This is a genomic window from Vibrio sp. F13, from assembly GCF_020806305.2.
Lineage (GTDB): Bacteria > Pseudomonadota > Gammaproteobacteria > Enterobacterales > Vibrionaceae > Vibrio > Vibrio crassostreae_C.
In genome coordinates this window covers 2,700,179-2,715,084 of sequence record NZ_CP170175.1, presented here as the reverse complement: position 1 = coordinate 2,715,084, position 14,906 = coordinate 2,700,179, and the positions used below count along the sequence as shown (strand labels likewise).

Here is a 14,906-nt window from a genome sequence, read left to right as displayed (position 1 = left end):
GATAAGATTACAGTTTGATAGCTGATTCTATAACTTAATCGCTAGCTCAACACCTTGACGAATTGCGCGTACTGCATCCAATTCACCCGCGTAATCGGCGCCGCCTATCACATGCAGTTTGCCACCAAACTCTTGCCACATGTCTTCGAATGGACGAACTGACACCTGACCTGCACATACGATAACCGAGTCAGCATCCAGCACCTGCTCTTTCTTACCAACGCTGATATGCAGACCTTGGTCATCAATCTTGTTGTAGCTCACGCCACCCAGTAGATTAACACCGCGTTTTTCTAGTGTGCGTTTGTGAATCCAGCCTGTAGTTTTGCCCGGACCTTTACCAACACGACCCGCTTTACGCTGCATCACCCACACCGTTTTATCGCTGAATGAATCCGGGTAAGGATACAAACCACCTGGGTGTTCCATGTTCTTATCGATGCCCCACTCATGCAGCCAATCATCTAGGCTGTGTGACGCCGGCTCGGTGAGCATGGTTGCCACATCGACACCGATACCACCAGCACCAACAATCGCGACCTTTTCGCCTACTGGTGTCTTTTCGCGAATCAAGGTTTGGTAATCGACCACGTTTTCTTGGTCAATGCCCTCAATATCGAGCTTTCTTGGCTCTACGCCAGCAGCCATCACCACTTCATCGTACTTCAACAACATCTCAAACGTTGCTTCCGTATCCAGTTTCAGATTCACGCCGGATGCATCGATTTGGTTAGCAAAATAACGAATCGTTTCTCTGAACTCTTCTTTGCCCGGTATCTGCATTGCCAATCTAAACTGACCGCCGATACGGTCATTTTTCTCAATCAAGTCAACCTTATGCCCACGCTGAGCTAAAGTCGTTGCACAGGCTAAACCGGCTGGGCCTGCGCCGACAACCGCAATGGTCTTAGTCGCTTGCGCTGGCTGAACAACAATTTCAGTCTCGTAACAAGCGCGTGGATTCACCAAACAGCTCGCACGTTTACCTTTAAACACGTTATCAAGGCAAGCTTGGTTACAACCGATACAGGTATTGATGAACTGAGCTTGGTCTTGAGCTGCTTTATTAACAAAATCCGGGTCTGCCAAGAATGGACGCGCCATAGACACCATATCAGCCTGCCCAGAGCTAAGAATACGTTCGGCCTCTTCTGGCGTATTAATTCGGTTACATGTCACCACTGGGATCGACACGTATGGTTTCACTTTTTCCGTCACCCAAGAGAATGCACCACGTGGTACTTGTGTCGCGATAGTCGGAACACGCGCTTCATGCCAACCGATGCCGGTATTGATAATAGTCACGCCTGCTTCTTCCAGCTTTTGAGCCAATAGAACAACATCTTCAAAGGTGCTGCCTTGCTCAACCAAATCCAGCATCGACAGTCGGAAAATAATAATGAAGTCGTCACCCACTGCTTCGCGAATCGATTTAACAATCTCCAGCGGGAAACGCATGCGCTTCTCATAAGAACCGCCCCATTCGTCGTAACGCATATTGGTACGTTTACAGATGAATTGGTTAATCAAGTAACCTTCAGATCCCATAATCTCAATGCCGTCGTAACCCGCGACTTGGGCGAGTTCGGCACTGTTGGCAAAGGCACCAATGGTCTTTTTAATCTGACGAGGGCTCATCTCACTTGGAGCGAACTTAGCGATAGGCGCTTTAATGCCAGACGCACTTTGCGCAAATGGGTGCATCGCATAACGACCTGCATGCAACAATTGAAGCGCAATTTTACCGCCGTGCTTGTGGACGGCTTCGGTAACAACTTGGTGCGCTTTAGCGTGCTTTACTTTACTGAATTCAGCACTAAATGGGGTTAATCTGCCACGTAAATTAGGAGAGAAACCACCGGTAACAATAAGGCCAACGCCTCCTTTTGCTCGCTCTTCATAAAACGCGGCGAGTTTGTGGAGACCTTCTTTATTTTCTTCTAAACCTGTATGCATTGATCCCATCAATACACGGTTACGTAACTGGGTAAATCCAAGATCGAGTGGTTCAAGTAAATGTGGGTACATGGCAGACATCACTTCTATTATTTTATCCTTGTGGTCTGACCACAGTATAGTTCAATCACCAAAAGTTCAAACAGCCGTTTACATTTTTGTAACACCGATCATAATGCTGCACGTATTAATCGTTCAGAAGCCCTTAATTTGACTACACTTAATGAGAATATATATCGATTAACAATTCTTGGTGTAGTTTGAGCTTGGGAATTATCGTAGGATACTAAGCAGTTCATATTATTGAGATTAATGGTACTACGGCTTGTTAAAGCGACGTGATCTCACTGCGGAGACAGAATGAAAAAAATATTCAAATTTATAGGCATGTTCTTTAAAGGGATTTGGAAGCTCATTACGTTTGTACGTCTTGCGCTGGTTAACCTAGTCTTTTTACTCAGTATCGCCATCATCTACTTTGTGTACTTCCATTCAGATACGGCTCAACCGACGGTTCCTCAGGATTCGGCTTTAGTGCTTAATCTGTCTGGCCCTATTGTGGAACAAAGCCGCTATATCAATCCGATGGATTCGGTCACAGGTTCACTACTTGGCAAAGACCTTCCAAAAGAGAACATCCTGTTTGATATCGTTGAAACGATTCGCTACGCAAAAGACGATGACAAGGTTACTGGTATCGTTTTAGCTCTCAAAGAGCTGCCAGAAACCAACCTGACCAAGCTGCGCTACATTGCTAAAGCATTGAATGAGTTCAAAGCATCAGGCAAACCGATTTATGCGGTGGGTGACTTTTACAACCAAAGCCAATACTACCTAGCCAGCTACGCAACTAAGGTATTCCTGTCACCAGATGGTGGGGTTCTTCTTAAAGGCTATAGCGCTTACTCGCTTTACTACAAAACGTTGTTAGAGAAACTAGACGTCAACACGCACGTGTTCCGTGTAGGCACTTATAAGTCAGCTATCGAACCTTTCATTCGTGATGACATGTCAGACGCAGCGAAAGAGTCCGCTTCTCGTTGGTTAAGCCAACTATGGGGTGCGTACGTTGATGACGTCAGCAACAACCGTCAAATAGACGCTAAGACACTGAACCCAAGCATGGACACCTTCTTGAAAGAACTTGAGTCTGTGGACGGTGACATTGCAAAACTGGCCGAGAAACTTGGCTTAGTGGATGAGCTAGCGACACGCCAGCAAGTTCGACTAGAGCTTGCCGATGTTTTCGGCAGTGACGGCCAAGACAGCTACAACGCGTTTGGTTACTACGAATACCGTACAACCATGCTTCCAAACATGACTAGTGAATCACACGACGTTGCCGTGATTGTAGCGAGCGGCGCAATTATGGATGGCAAGCAACCACGTGGCACCGTTGGCGGCGATACCACAGCAGCCCTACTGCGCCAAGCACGTAACGACGATAAAGTGAAAGCGGTTGTACTTCGTGTCGATAGCCCAGGTGGCAGTGCCTTTGCTTCTGAAGTTATCCGTAATGAAATAGAAGCGATCAAGCAAGCGGGTAAACCGGTTGTTGTGTCGATGTCGAGCCTTGCTGCTTCGGGTGGTTACTGGATCTCGATGGGTGCGGATAAGATCCTAGCTCAACCAACCACACTAACGGGTTCGATTGGTATCTTTAGTGTTATCACGACCTTCGAAAAAGGGCTGAATGATATTGGTGTTTACACGGATGGCGTTGGCACCTCACCTTTCTCTGGTCTTGGTATTACAACTGGACTTAGCGATGGCGCGAAAGACGCGTTCCAAATGGGCATTGAAAACGGATATCGCCGATTCATCAGCCTAGTTGGAGAAAATCGCGGTCTGGAAGTCGATTCTGTCGACAAGATTGCTCAAGGTCGAGTTTGGACAGGTCAAGATGCGATTCAGAAAGGCTTAGTCGATGAGATTGGTGATTTCGATGATGCGGTTGCAGCTGCGGCTTCACTTGCAGAGCTTGAAAGTTACAACATCTACTGGGTAGAAGAGCCACTTTCGGCCACTGAACAATTTATTCAAGAATTTATGAACCAAGTTCAGATATCGATAGGCCTTGATATTCAGTCGATGATACCAAGCAGTTTACAGCCTGTTACTCAGCAGTTAGCTCAAGATAGCCAGCTGTTAGGCAACTTTAACGACCCACAAGGCCGATACGCTTTCTGCTTAAATTGCCAAGTTCAATAAGTTGAGCCAATAACTCAATAACTAAGGGGTGCCTCTGTGTGAGGTGCCTCTTTTTATTGCATGATAATTCGCTATAATCGCCCCCCTGTTCCCTACATCACACTAAGTATTAATCGCCATGGAAAGAAAACACATCTATATCGCGTACACCGGCGGCACAATTGGCATGCAGAAGTCTATTGACCACGGCTATGTTCCTGTCGCAGGTTTCATGGATAAGCAGCTAGCTGGCATGCCTGAATTCCATCGCCCAGAGATGCCTGAGTACACCATTCACGAATACTCTCCATTAATGGACTCTTCAGATATGACGCCACTTGATTGGCAGACTATCGCTGATGACATTCGCGCGAACTACGATAAGTACGATGGTTTCGTTATCCTGCATGGCACAGACACTATGGCTTACACTGCCTCTGCACTGTCTTTCATGCTTGAAAACCTCGGCAAACCTGTGATTGTTACGGGCTCTCAAATCCCACTAGCAGAGCTTCGTTCAGACGGACAAGCAAACCTGCTGAATGCGCTACACATTGCAGCAAACTACCCAATCAACGAAGTGACACTGTTCTTCAACAACAAGTTGATGCGTGGTAATCGCAGCACAAAATCACACGCAGATGGCTTCAATGCGTTTACGTCTCCAAACCTGAATCCTTTGCTAGAAGCGGGTATCAATATCCAACTTAGCAATAATGTAAAAGTAAACGAACAACCTGAAGGTGCTTTCAAGGTTCATAACATTACTCCGCAACCTATCGGCGTAATCACAATGTACCCAGGCATCTCACACGAAGTTATCCGTAACACGCTATTACAACCTGTTAACGCGATGATTCTGCTTACTTTCGGTGTGGGTAACGCACCACAAAACCCAGAACTGCTTCAGCACCTGAAAGATGCCTCAGAGCGCGGCGTTATTGTGGTGAACCTAACTCAATGTTTGGCTGGTAAAGTCAACATGGGTGGTTACGCGACAGGTTGTGCACTAGCAGAAGCGGGCGTGGTGAGTGGTTACGATATGACACCAGAAGCGGCACTGGCGAAGTTGCATTATCTATTAAGCCAAAACCTAGGCTACGAAGAAGTGAAGGCTCAGATGCAACAAGTATTGCGCGGTGAGATGAGCTTATAACCTGTTCAAGGATTCACGTTAAAGCCAGTTATTCTATGAAAGTAACGGCGGCTTAACGTGAACTAAATCGTTTTATTGCTTATAAATAAACGAGTTAAACTAAAAGGGGTGGCACATTGCCACCCCTTTGTTGTAATTTAAGCTTAATGATTCGGGTTAACCCTAACAATGTCTTCTTGATCTGACTTAAACTGTTTCTTTAGTTCAGACTTAGATTTAAAGCTAATCTCACCACCAGCTGCAATTGTCATATGTTGAGCTTCAGAGTTATGTTTAGATTGGTATAACATAACCGCTTGCATACACGAGTCGCGCTGTTCTTTTGAGAGCGCCGTACCTTCTGGCCATTTACCCGTTTCAACTGCGTAGGTTAAACGTTCGTAGACCTCGGGTGTCATTGCGCTAAGAAGTTGTTCTGCATCCATGGTAAAGCCTTAGTTTTAACAATTTTCACCAGAAAATAACCCGTAACAGAATTGAGTCAAGAACCTGACCAATAATAAGTGCATCTGATCACAAGTGAAGGAATATGAAAATTATGAAATGGTTGGCGATTAGCCTATTGCCTTTCACTCTGGTTGGGTGTCTTGAAGGGAACAAAAATACCGATCAACTGTGCCAAAGCAATCCGGGTCTTCAGTGTGAACAATTGAACATGAACGATGGGCAATGTCGTGTCGCACGTACCGACCTCATCTGGCATCGATTTGAAGTTCAGAAGCAACCCACCGAAATCAACAAAATTAAAGAATTCGAATTAGTCACTGCCTACAAAAAGTGCCTAGAGCTCGCGGCACAGATCGAAACGATCGATCAATCTAAGCTGCAAGAGCGTCGCTTTACCTCTTTAATGCACAGTATCGAAGAGTCTGAGCGCATTGTTGATGAGCTATCGAAATCTGATACACCGGAAACGCTTTACTTCTTGTGGTCGCAAACTGGGGACACCAATGCCAGACGCAGTTTCCTACAACTAGAAGGCTCTGAAGCGTTAAACACAGCTGAGATGCAATATGCCTTGGCAACCTTCTATACCACCCGCAATCATATAAAGACACTTAAGCTACTCAATAATGCGCTAACGCTTTCTAATGGCTCGGTAGCCAACACTGAAATCTTCAAGTCGATGGCCAGTATCAACCACAGCCTGGGACATATGGAAAAAGCGTACGTTTGGGCAATGGTTGCCAAAGACTTTGACGTGCCGATTGCTTCTGAAGCCGAGCTCACGGTGTTGTACCATTTCGACAAGGCAACCTATAAGAAGCTAAATAAAGACGCAGATAACATCGTCGAAGCGATTGAGGATGGAATTTACAGCCCTTCAATCGTCCCGAGTTACTGATCGCTTCATTTATAGTGTTCTTACTTAAGCTTGTTATTCACCTGCTTTCAAATAAAAACAGCTACCTTTTTAGTAGCTGTTTTTATTTGTACTAGAGTTAAATCTGAAATCTTGGGCGTTTCAGCATTCCTAAATCGACAAATGCGACCTGTAAGGATTAGACAATAGTTACAAGTTATTTCGTACTTTCGTCATTTTTGTTGAAAATTAACGACACTGAATTAACACAGAACCGTTCACCTGTGGTCTTCGGGCCATCTGGAAAAACGTGACCTAAATGGCTATCACAGGCGGTACAACGGATCTCTACACGCTTCATTCCGTGACTTAGATCTTCTATATAGCGTACTGCTTCATCATTCACTGGGGCATCAAAGCTTGGCCAACCACACCCAGAGTCATATTTGTTATCCGACAGAAACAAAGGGCTTTCACAGCATGTGCAGCTATAGACGCCAGTCTTATGGTTGTGCAGTAACTTGCCGCTATATGGGGCTTCAGTACCACGCTCACGACACACTGAAAATTCGTCGTCCGTTAGGCGCTCACGCCAGTATTCATCAGGCTTTATCATATTTCCTCCCTTTTGAATCACGTTAATATCTCTCCACATTCTCAGTTATTATATTTACTTTTTTCTATAAAGGCTTGCATATGAGTCGTTTTGTAGCACATACTTTCTCACCAGGAAACATTGTACATATACACTCATAAGTGAATCATCATTTAGGGGTATTTTACCCAACTGGAAGGGTACAGAGCCACTTGCAATGGTCAATTTTCAACCACTTACACCCAATTGTTAAGAAAAGCGTCGCTTTTTTTTGACATTAAACAAGTTAAGTCGGATTATCTATTGCAGATGTATACTGGATTCTGTAATTTTACTACCAGTTATCTTTAATCAGAAATTAAGTTGTGGAGCAACTACAATGACTATCAAAGTAGGTATTAACGGTTTTGGCCGTATCGGCCGTTTCGTATTCCGCGCAGCTCAAGAGCGTGCAGACATCGAAGTAGTAGGTATTAACGATCTAATCGACGTAGAGTACATGGCATACATGCTTAAGTACGACTCAACTCACGGCCGTTTCAACGGTACTGTTGAAGTTGAAGGCGGTAACCTAATCGTTAACGGTAAAACTGTACGTGTTACAGCTGAGCGTAACCCAGAAGACCTTAAGTGGGATGCTATCGACGTAGACGTAGTTGCTGAAGCAACTGGTCTTTTCCTAACTGACGAGACTGCACGTAAGCACATCACTGCTGGCGCTAAGAAAGTAGTTCTTACTGGTCCTTCTAAAGATGCAACTCCAATGTTCGTAATGGGCGTTAACCAAGCATCTTACGCTGGTCAAGACATCGTTTCTAACGCTTCTTGTACTACTAACTGTCTTGCACCTATCGCTAAAGTACTTAACGATAAGTGGGGCATTGAGTCTGGTCTTATGACTACAGTTCACGCTACTACAGCAACTCAAAAAACTGTAGATGGCCCTTCTGCTAAAGACTGGCGCGGTGGCCGTGGTGCTTCTCAAAACATCATCCCATCTTCAACTGGTGCTGCTAAAGCTGTAGGCGTTGTTCTTCCAGAACTAAACGGCCTTCTAACTGGTATGGCTTTCCGTGTACCAACTGCTAACGTATCTGTAGTTGACCTAACAGTTAACCTAAAAGAAGCTGCATCTTACGAAGAAATTTGTGCTGCAATGAAAGAAGCTTCTGAAGGCGAAATGGCTGGCGTTCTTGGTTACACTGAAGACCAAGTAGTATCACAAGATTTCATCGGTGAAGTTCAAACTTCAGTATTCGATGCTAAAGCTGGTGTTGCTCTAACTGACAAATTCGTTAAAGTTGTATCTTGGTACGACAACGAAATCGGTTACTCAAACAAAGTTCTAGACCTAATCGCTCACATCTCTAAGTAATTTCTTTTTAGAAATCGCTTTAGATAAGCATTAGCGAAGACTGTTTTGAGCAGACTTTGAAAAAGGCGACCTTAGTGTCGCCTTTTTAATGCCTGCTATCTTTTAAACCGCGTCTGTCTAAGCTCATCAAGATAGCCCAAACGCAAAATTCAATTCTAATACTGACTCTGCTTGTTACTCATGAAAACACAAGCATCACTCTAGTCAGCATTTGAATTCAATTTCCTTAGAAGGATCATGTAATGGATTTATCTACTCTACCTGCACTGGCGGTACTTTCTGACAACGTCACTATCGTTGAACACGAAGGTGTAAAACTGGTTCGCGTTATCCACGATAAAGCAAACGCAGCGATTTCACTGTTTGGCGGCCATGTGGTGTCATTCCAACCGCAAGGTCAAGAAGACCTAATTTGGATGAGCCAACAAGCTAAGTTCGATGGTAAAACGGCTCTGCGTGGTGGTATTCCAGTATGTTGGCCTTGGTTTGGTCGCATTGCAGCACCAGCACATGGTTTTGCCCGTTCAAGTGAATGGCAATTGGTTGAACACCGTGAAAGCGAAGCTGGCGTGATTGTTAGCTTAGGTCTGAAGCCAAGCGAAGAGACGCTAGCAGTATGGCCTCATCAGTTTGATGCTCGCTTGAATGTTGAGATCGGCGAACAACTAAAAGTAACGCTGGACGTGAAGAACACTGATTCTCAGCCATGGACTTTCTCTGGTGCACTACACACTTACCTAAACGTTGGCGATATCCACAACACAACCACCACTGGTATGGGTGCTGAGTACATTGATAGCCTGCAAGGTGGCAAGATCTGCCAAGGTGGATCTGAACTGGTACTGACCGACACTATTGATCGCGTTTACACTCAGCCAGAAGCGCAAATCTTTGTTGCTGATAAAAAGCTGGATCGTACTCTAACGGTTGAAAACCACGGTCATAACTCTGCAGTACTGTGGAACCCGTGGGCAGAAGGCGCTGCAAGTATGGGCGACATGCAAGACGATGGTTACCTAACTATGATGTGCGTAGAATCAACACTGCACGCGCCAAGCCTAGAAGCCGGTAAAACACTCCGGCCGGGTGAAAACCACCAACTGTTCACTGTGATTAGTGCCCAATAACCGTATAAATACAGTTATAAAAAACGATTTTTGAGCGGCTTTATGTCGCTCTTTTACTTTTTGGTTTTAGCTCGTTACACTTGCGCTGTCTATTCTCCTTTAGAGGTCTCCATGACTTACCAATGCCCTTTGTGTCACCAACCTTTATCTCAAAACGATCGTACGTTTAAATGTGAAAAGAACCATCAGTTCGACCTAGCAAAAGAAGGCTATGTCAATTTGATGCCAGCACACCACAAACGCTCAAAAGATCCAGGTGACAACAAAGAGATGATGCAGGCTCGTCGCCGCTTCCTTGAAGGCAACCACTACGATCCAATGCGCCAAGCCGTTGTTGGTTTATGCGCTAGCTATCTGCCAGAAACAGCCCCTAGCCTATTAGATATAGGTTGTGGTGAAGGTTATTACACCAATGAAATTGCGGTAAACCTTCAAGAAAAGAATGGCGCTACTTTTGGTCTAGATATCTCTAAGATTGCTATCAAATATGCCGCTAAACGCTACCCAGCGGTCGACTTCTCAGTCGCTTCGAGTCATCGTCTACCCTTTGCTGAAAATAGCTTAGATGGCATTCTGCGCATTTATGCGCCATGTAAGGCTGAAGAGTTACAGCGCACCATCAAAGACAATGGCGTCGTGATCACCGTGACACCAGCCAGCCGACACCTGTATCAGCTGCGCGATGCGATTTATGATGGCGTTCGCTTGCACGATGAAGATCCAGAAGTGATCGAAGGTTTTACGCTTGAGCATCAAGAGCAACTAAACTATATGATGGAACTATCGGGGTCAGATGCATTCGACCTGCTACAGATGACGCCGTTTGCTTGGAAGGCGAGTGAAGAGTTTAAACTACAACTCACCGAGGCAGAGCAATTCAACTGTGAAGCTGACTTTATGCTGCGAGTGTACCGCAAACAAATTTAATTGATATTGATTATCGTTTGCATTGAAATCTTATCTTGCCTCCTTTAGTATGCGTGTTCTTCAAGGAGGCATTTCATGCAACGTATTATTCTTATCGGATTAGCTACTCTTCTCACGGCTTGTGCTAGTCAACCTGCAAAAGACACTTCTCAAAAAGTGGCTCAAACGGAATCCGTTTCCACATTCTATGACTACCAGTTCGCTTCTCCACAAGGCGAAACACTTTCTCTCGATGCATTACCCGAGCAGCTGATTGACGCTGATGTGGTTCTAATTGGCGAATGGCACACGCATTCTGCCATTCACCGCTTCCAAACCGACTTCTTAAAAGCGCGCCGCAACGCAACATCAAACATTGCGCTTTCAATGGAACAGTTCACTCGAGAGCACCAAGCCACACTTGACCAATACTTAAACGGCGAAATTGGCGAACAAATTCTCATGTCTCAAGCGGCAGCTTGGCCAAATTACGAAAGTGATTACCGCGCGTTAGTTGAGTTCGCAAAAGCCAACGACGTCGATGTTATTGCGGCAAATGCACCAAAGCCATTCGTGCAGTGTATTGGCCGTAAAGGATTGCCTTACCTAGACCAATTATCGACCGAGCAACGCCAATGGATTGCTGCCGAAGTGGATACTGGCGATAGCCCTTACAAAGAAAAGTTCATGGCTTCTATGCATCACGGTACGCCAGAGCAAACAGAAAAGCAGTTTGCCGCTCAGGTTACCTGGGACGAAACCATGGCTGAGTCGATTGTGGATTACCTAGCATCAAACCCTGATAAACAAGTGATTCACGTGGCTGGCAAGTTCCACACCGAGGGTGGTTTAGGGACGGCGGCATCAATTCTACGTCGTAACCCTGATTTAAAAATCGCCATCATCAGCCCGGTTGAAGCGATCTCATCGGATAGCGGTGATTATCAGCTTGAAGTGCTTTCGCCGCCGGCTCGCTTTGTAAAGAAAGAGAACCGAATGAAGGCATACAAGCATCTGTCAAAACGTAGCGCTAGCCTAGAGTGTGAGTAGGATCTGTTGATCCACTCTTCTAAGCTAAAGAGTCGATGGGCTAATCCTAGATAATTAGCCCATCGTCACAACTTGATCACGTTCCCGTCATTCATCCTAACTCTATCTAAAATCAAACATTCTTATCGGCACAAGACTTGCTTAGTAAATAGACGATTTAACCAAGCAGACGAAAATGTAATGTGCGAATAAAAAAACATCACTATCGATGATTAATTGCACAAGTTTTTCACACCTCTGCCGATACTATATTTAAGGATAGGTAAGGAGAGCTATATGACGCCAGTAGGAACGAGTAATACTCAGCTGTATTCGCCTTCGCAGATGAACGCTAAGAGTTCAGCTAACGAAGCTGAAAAGCCTACACCGCTTAAGGTTGAGCAAAATACGGTTAGGCTTTCTGATGAAGGCAAAGCACTCTTATCTGCCCTAAAAGAAATTGATAAAGAAGCGAAGAAAGTCGAAGCAGAAAACGCGACAGTTACCGATAAAGTTGAGTCATTCGCTCATGGTGCCTTGGGTATGGATCACCCAGATAAGATTGAAGAAGAAGATGATGGTTCTTATTCAGCGGGGCAATACCTGTCCGCAGCGGCAACCGTAGGCGGTATTCTTCTCGCACTCATTTAGCCTTGCCAACCTATCGCATTCTCTAGAATAAAAGCGATTTATCGTTACGACAATAGACCCGATTAGGTCTAAAAAACGAGTTCATTCCATAATTCCGCTCTCATTTTAATGGAATAATACTCGTGAAAAACACTTTTGAGCTTATCGATAAGCCAACCTTTTTTGGTGCTATAGCACTCCTACTCACGATAGTTTTCCCGCTCATTTTGTTCCCTGCACAGGGCGCAGACTGGATTGCGGTTGCGAAAACATTCATGACTGATCAACTCGGATTCCTGTATCTTGCTCTAGGTCTCGCAGCCTGTGCATTTATGGTGTACGTAGTATTCAGTGATATGGGACAAATTAAACTGGGCGAAGCTGATGAAGAGCCTGAGTTTAAAACTGCATCATGGGCTGCCATGCTATTTTGTGGCGGTATCGGTGCAAGTATCTTGTATTGGGGCTGTATTGAGTGGGCTTACTACTACCAATCACCGCCTTTCCAACTAGAACCTGGCAGTGAAGAAGCAGTACGCTGGGCTGCGACCTACGGCCTATTCCACTGGGGACCAATCGCATGGTCTATCTACCTAATCCCGGCAATTCCTATCGCTTACTTCTTCTACGTACGTAAACAACCTGTTCTAAAGATTTCAAGCGCATTAATGCCTGTTCTTGGTGAACACCGTAGTAAAGGCGTACCAGGAAAGATCGTTGATATCCTATTCATTTTCGGTCTATTAGGCGGCGCTGCAACAACATTAGGTTTAGCCGCTCCTCTGATCACTGAAGGTCTAAATCATCTATTTGGTCTACCTAAAAATAACCTAACGCAAGTGATGGTGCTTTTAGTGTGTACTGCGATTTTTGCTTACTCATCTTATGCTGGATTGGAAAAAGGCATCAAGATACTAAGTAACATCAACTTCTGGGGTGCGATGGGTCTACTGGCTTTCGTTCTGATCGCGGGTCCAACAATCTTCATGTTAGAAACAGGCTTAGACTCAATTGGTCGTCTACTGTCTAACTTCTTCGTGATGGCAACGTGGGCTGAACCATTTGGTGGTTACGGTACATTCGAAAACACTCACTTCCCACAAGACTGGACGATTTTCTACTGGGCATGGTGGCTAGTATTTGCACCGAGTATGGGTCTGTTTGTTGCGCGTATCTCTCGCGGCAGAACCATCAAACAAATGGTGTCAGGGTCGATCTTCTTTGGTTCTCTAGGTTGTTTCCTGTTCTTCATGATCTTAGGTAACTACGGCCTATCACTGCAGCTTTCTGGTGAGCTAGATGTCGTTGCCATTTTGAATGCGGAAGGCGCAACCAAAGCTATCTTCTCGATGCTTGCACAATTGCCAATGAGCACGCTGGTTATCGCTGTATTTACAATGCTGTGTATCATTTTCACGGCAACAACATTTGACTCTATCTCATACATCCTAGCGTCTGTTGTACAAAATAACGTGACCGAAGAGCCAATGCGCTGGAACCGTATGTTCTGGGCATTTACTCTGTCGTTCTTACCAACGATTCTAATGTTCTTAGGCGGTCTAAGTACGCTACAAACGGCGGCGATTGTTGGTGGCTTACCACTGCTTGCTATCTCTGTGATGCTGATGATTTCAGCGGTTCGTGCGACTAACCTCGACCTACGCCATCAAGATGCGTATATCGAGCCAACGATCAACATCGAAGAACTGCCAGACATGGACCCTTGGTCTGCTGAAGGTATGGCGTTGGCTCAGTTTGAGAAAGAAAGAGATGCAGCACAAGAAGCCGCAGAACTTGAGCGTGTTGCTTACACAGAACTTGCCGCAGTGAAGAAAGAAATTCGCGCTTATGTGTTAGAACAAGGTTCACAAATGGAAACTCACGAGTTACCAGAGAACCTACAACAAGCACTTGAGCAGGCCGAGAGTAATCTTAGTGCCGCACAAGCGAAAAAGATCGAGTTATCTGAGCAAGCTCAGAATGCTCGTATCACGTTCAATCAGGTGGTTGCAGACTTACCGCTTGCTTGACATTAGCCATGACACAGTCCATTGATTTGGACCCTCCTAAATACGACAAAGGCTCACAGAAATGTGAGCCTTTTTTTATTCGGGTGATTGACTAGTCTTCGTTAACTAGCGGTTCGGGTGGTTCAAGATGTGTTCTTCCCAATCGACAACATCGATTTCGTATACCACTTTGTTACGAACGCTTTCACCTGCTGCATGCATCTCTGTTTTTGATCCGGTGATCAACGGGTGCCATTCAGGAATCGGCTTAGATTCTGATAAAAGGCGGTAAGCACAAGTGTCTGGTAGCCAGTGAAACTCATCGATCTTGTCACGAGTCAGCTTCAAACACTCTTCACCTGAAGTGAAGCGGTTCGGGTAATCTTTACACGAACATGTTTTGTCGTTTAACCAGCTACACGCCACATTGGTGTAGTAAACTTCATCGCTATCTTCATCCATTAGTTTATGTAGGCAGCACTTACCACAACCGTCGCAAAGTGATTCCCACTCATTCTCGGTCATCTGTTCTAGTGTCTTTTCTTGCCAAAATGGATTCGTCATAGGATTACTTCTTACTCTTTTACTGGGGTGCGTGTTATACCGCTAGCCCATAAAAAGTTCAAGGAT

General features: G+C 45.1%; 13 protein-coding genes. 9 read left to right on the top strand and 4 right to left on the bottom strand.

All coding sequences use genetic code 11. The annotated features are described in order from the left end of the window. Positions 1 to 27: 27 nt before the first annotated feature. Entirely contained in the window at positions 28 to 2,037 is a 2,010-nt protein-coding gene (locus tag LMH68_RS12620) for an NADPH-dependent 2,4-dienoyl-CoA reductase (protein ID WP_170967980.1), read from the bottom strand. 279 nt (positions 2,038 to 2,316) lie between these two features. Here LMH68_RS12620 and sppA point away from each other — a divergent pair, with 279 nt between their 5' ends. After that, positions 2,317 to 4,167 carry a signal peptide peptidase SppA gene (gene sppA, locus LMH68_RS12615; protein ID WP_229647119.1) on the top strand — a complete coding sequence of 617 codons (1,851 nt, stop codon included), beginning with the start codon at positions 2,317 to 2,319 and terminating at the stop codon, positions 4,165 to 4,167. A gap of 118 nt (positions 4,168 to 4,285) precedes the next feature. Continuing rightward, positions 4,286 to 5,302: an asparaginase gene (gene ansA / locus LMH68_RS12610; protein WP_019823767.1), complete on the top strand. Its 1,017-nt coding sequence runs from the start codon at positions 4,286 to 4,288 to the stop codon at positions 5,300 to 5,302. Between the two features lie 143 nt (positions 5,303 to 5,445). On the opposite strand, the gene LMH68_RS12605 is transcribed toward ansA, so the two are convergent. Then, positions 5,446 to 5,727 (bottom strand): YeaC family protein, encoded by a 282-nt coding sequence (locus tag LMH68_RS12605; protein WP_010437067.1) that lies wholly within the window; start codon positions 5,725 to 5,727, stop codon positions 5,446 to 5,448. A gap of 113 nt (positions 5,728 to 5,840) precedes the next feature. Here LMH68_RS12605 and LMH68_RS12600 point away from each other — a divergent pair, with 113 nt between their 5' ends. Then, entirely contained in the window at positions 5,841 to 6,647 is an 807-nt protein-coding gene (locus tag LMH68_RS12600) for a DUF2989 domain-containing protein (protein ID WP_017059380.1), read from the top strand. A 175-nt stretch (positions 6,648 to 6,822) separates the two neighbouring features. Here LMH68_RS12600 and msrB read toward each other — a convergent pair whose 3' ends face one another. Continuing rightward, positions 6,823 to 7,260 carry a peptide-methionine (R)-S-oxide reductase MsrB gene (msrB, locus tag LMH68_RS12595; protein WP_080582205.1) on the bottom strand — a complete coding sequence of 146 codons (438 nt, stop codon included), beginning with the start codon at positions 7,258 to 7,260 and terminating at the stop codon, positions 6,823 to 6,825. A gap of 319 nt (positions 7,261 to 7,579) precedes the next feature. Here msrB and gap point away from each other — a divergent pair, with 319 nt between their 5' ends. The 6 genes from gap to LMH68_RS12565 all read left to right on the top strand — a co-directional run bounded on the left by gap (position 7,580) and on the right by LMH68_RS12565 (position 14,297). Beyond that, complete coding sequence (gene gap, locus LMH68_RS12590) at positions 7,580 to 8,575, top strand: type I glyceraldehyde-3-phosphate dehydrogenase (RefSeq protein ID WP_017059382.1); 996 nt, start codon at positions 7,580 to 7,582, stop codon at positions 8,573 to 8,575. A 242-nt stretch (positions 8,576 to 8,817) separates the two neighbouring features. After that, on the top strand, positions 8,818 to 9,702 hold the full coding sequence (locus tag LMH68_RS12585; protein WP_229647120.1) for a D-hexose-6-phosphate mutarotase: 885 nt from the start codon (positions 8,818 to 8,820) through the stop codon (positions 9,700 to 9,702). A gap of 111 nt (positions 9,703 to 9,813) precedes the next feature. Continuing rightward, the gene (rlmA, locus tag LMH68_RS12580) at positions 9,814 to 10,629 is read left to right on the top strand and encodes a 23S rRNA (guanine(745)-N(1))-methyltransferase (protein WP_017067182.1); all 816 of its coding nucleotides are present in this window, start codon (positions 9,814 to 9,816) and stop codon (positions 10,627 to 10,629) included. 75 nt (positions 10,630 to 10,704) lie between these two features. Next, positions 10,705 to 11,658 carry a ChaN family lipoprotein gene (locus tag LMH68_RS12575; protein WP_017059385.1) on the top strand — a complete coding sequence of 318 codons (954 nt, stop codon included), beginning with the start codon at positions 10,705 to 10,707 and terminating at the stop codon, positions 11,656 to 11,658. Between the two features lie 276 nt (positions 11,659 to 11,934). After that, positions 11,935 to 12,288, top strand: coding sequence for a hypothetical protein (locus LMH68_RS12570; RefSeq protein WP_017059386.1), 354 nt, complete (start codon positions 11,935 to 11,937; stop codon positions 12,286 to 12,288). Between the two features lie 122 nt (positions 12,289 to 12,410). Further along, positions 12,411 to 14,297: a BCCT family transporter gene (locus LMH68_RS12565; RefSeq protein ID WP_017063436.1), complete on the top strand. Its 1,887-nt coding sequence runs from the start codon at positions 12,411 to 12,413 to the stop codon at positions 14,295 to 14,297. Positions 14,298 to 14,402: 105 nt separating this feature from the next. Here LMH68_RS12565 and LMH68_RS12560 read toward each other — a convergent pair whose 3' ends face one another. After that, positions 14,403 to 14,840 (bottom strand): YcgN family cysteine cluster protein, encoded by a 438-nt coding sequence (locus LMH68_RS12560; protein WP_229647121.1) that lies wholly within the window; start codon positions 14,838 to 14,840, stop codon positions 14,403 to 14,405. Positions 14,841 to 14,906 lie beyond the last annotated feature (66 nt).

Coding starts and splice junctions, on each gene's coding strand:
- LMH68_RS12620 (WP_170967980.1), bottom strand. CDS start 2,037: ATGTCTGCCATGTACCCACATTTACTTGAACCACTCGATCTTGGATTT.
- sppA (WP_229647119.1), top strand. CDS start 2,317: ATGAAAAAAATATTCAAATTTATAGGCATGTTCTTTAAAGGGATTTGG.
- ansA (WP_019823767.1), top strand. CDS start 4,286: ATGGAAAGAAAACACATCTATATCGCGTACACCGGCGGCACAATTGGC.
- LMH68_RS12605 (WP_010437067.1), bottom strand. CDS start 5,727: ATGGATGCAGAACAACTTCTTAGCGCAATGACACCCGAGGTCTACGAA.
- LMH68_RS12600 (WP_017059380.1), top strand. CDS start 5,841: ATGAAATGGTTGGCGATTAGCCTATTGCCTTTCACTCTGGTTGGGTGT.
- msrB (WP_080582205.1), bottom strand. CDS start 7,260: ATGTGGAGAGATATTAACGTGATTCAAAAGGGAGGAAATATGATAAAG.
- gap (WP_017059382.1), top strand. CDS start 7,580: ATGACTATCAAAGTAGGTATTAACGGTTTTGGCCGTATCGGCCGTTTC.
- LMH68_RS12585 (WP_229647120.1), top strand. CDS start 8,818: ATGGATTTATCTACTCTACCTGCACTGGCGGTACTTTCTGACAACGTC.
- rlmA (WP_017067182.1), top strand. CDS start 9,814: ATGACTTACCAATGCCCTTTGTGTCACCAACCTTTATCTCAAAACGAT.
- LMH68_RS12575 (WP_017059385.1), top strand. CDS start 10,705: ATGCAACGTATTATTCTTATCGGATTAGCTACTCTTCTCACGGCTTGT.
- LMH68_RS12570 (WP_017059386.1), top strand. CDS start 11,935: ATGACGCCAGTAGGAACGAGTAATACTCAGCTGTATTCGCCTTCGCAG.
- LMH68_RS12560 (WP_229647121.1), bottom strand. CDS start 14,840: ATGACGAATCCATTTTGGCAAGAAAAGACACTAGAACAGATGACCGAG.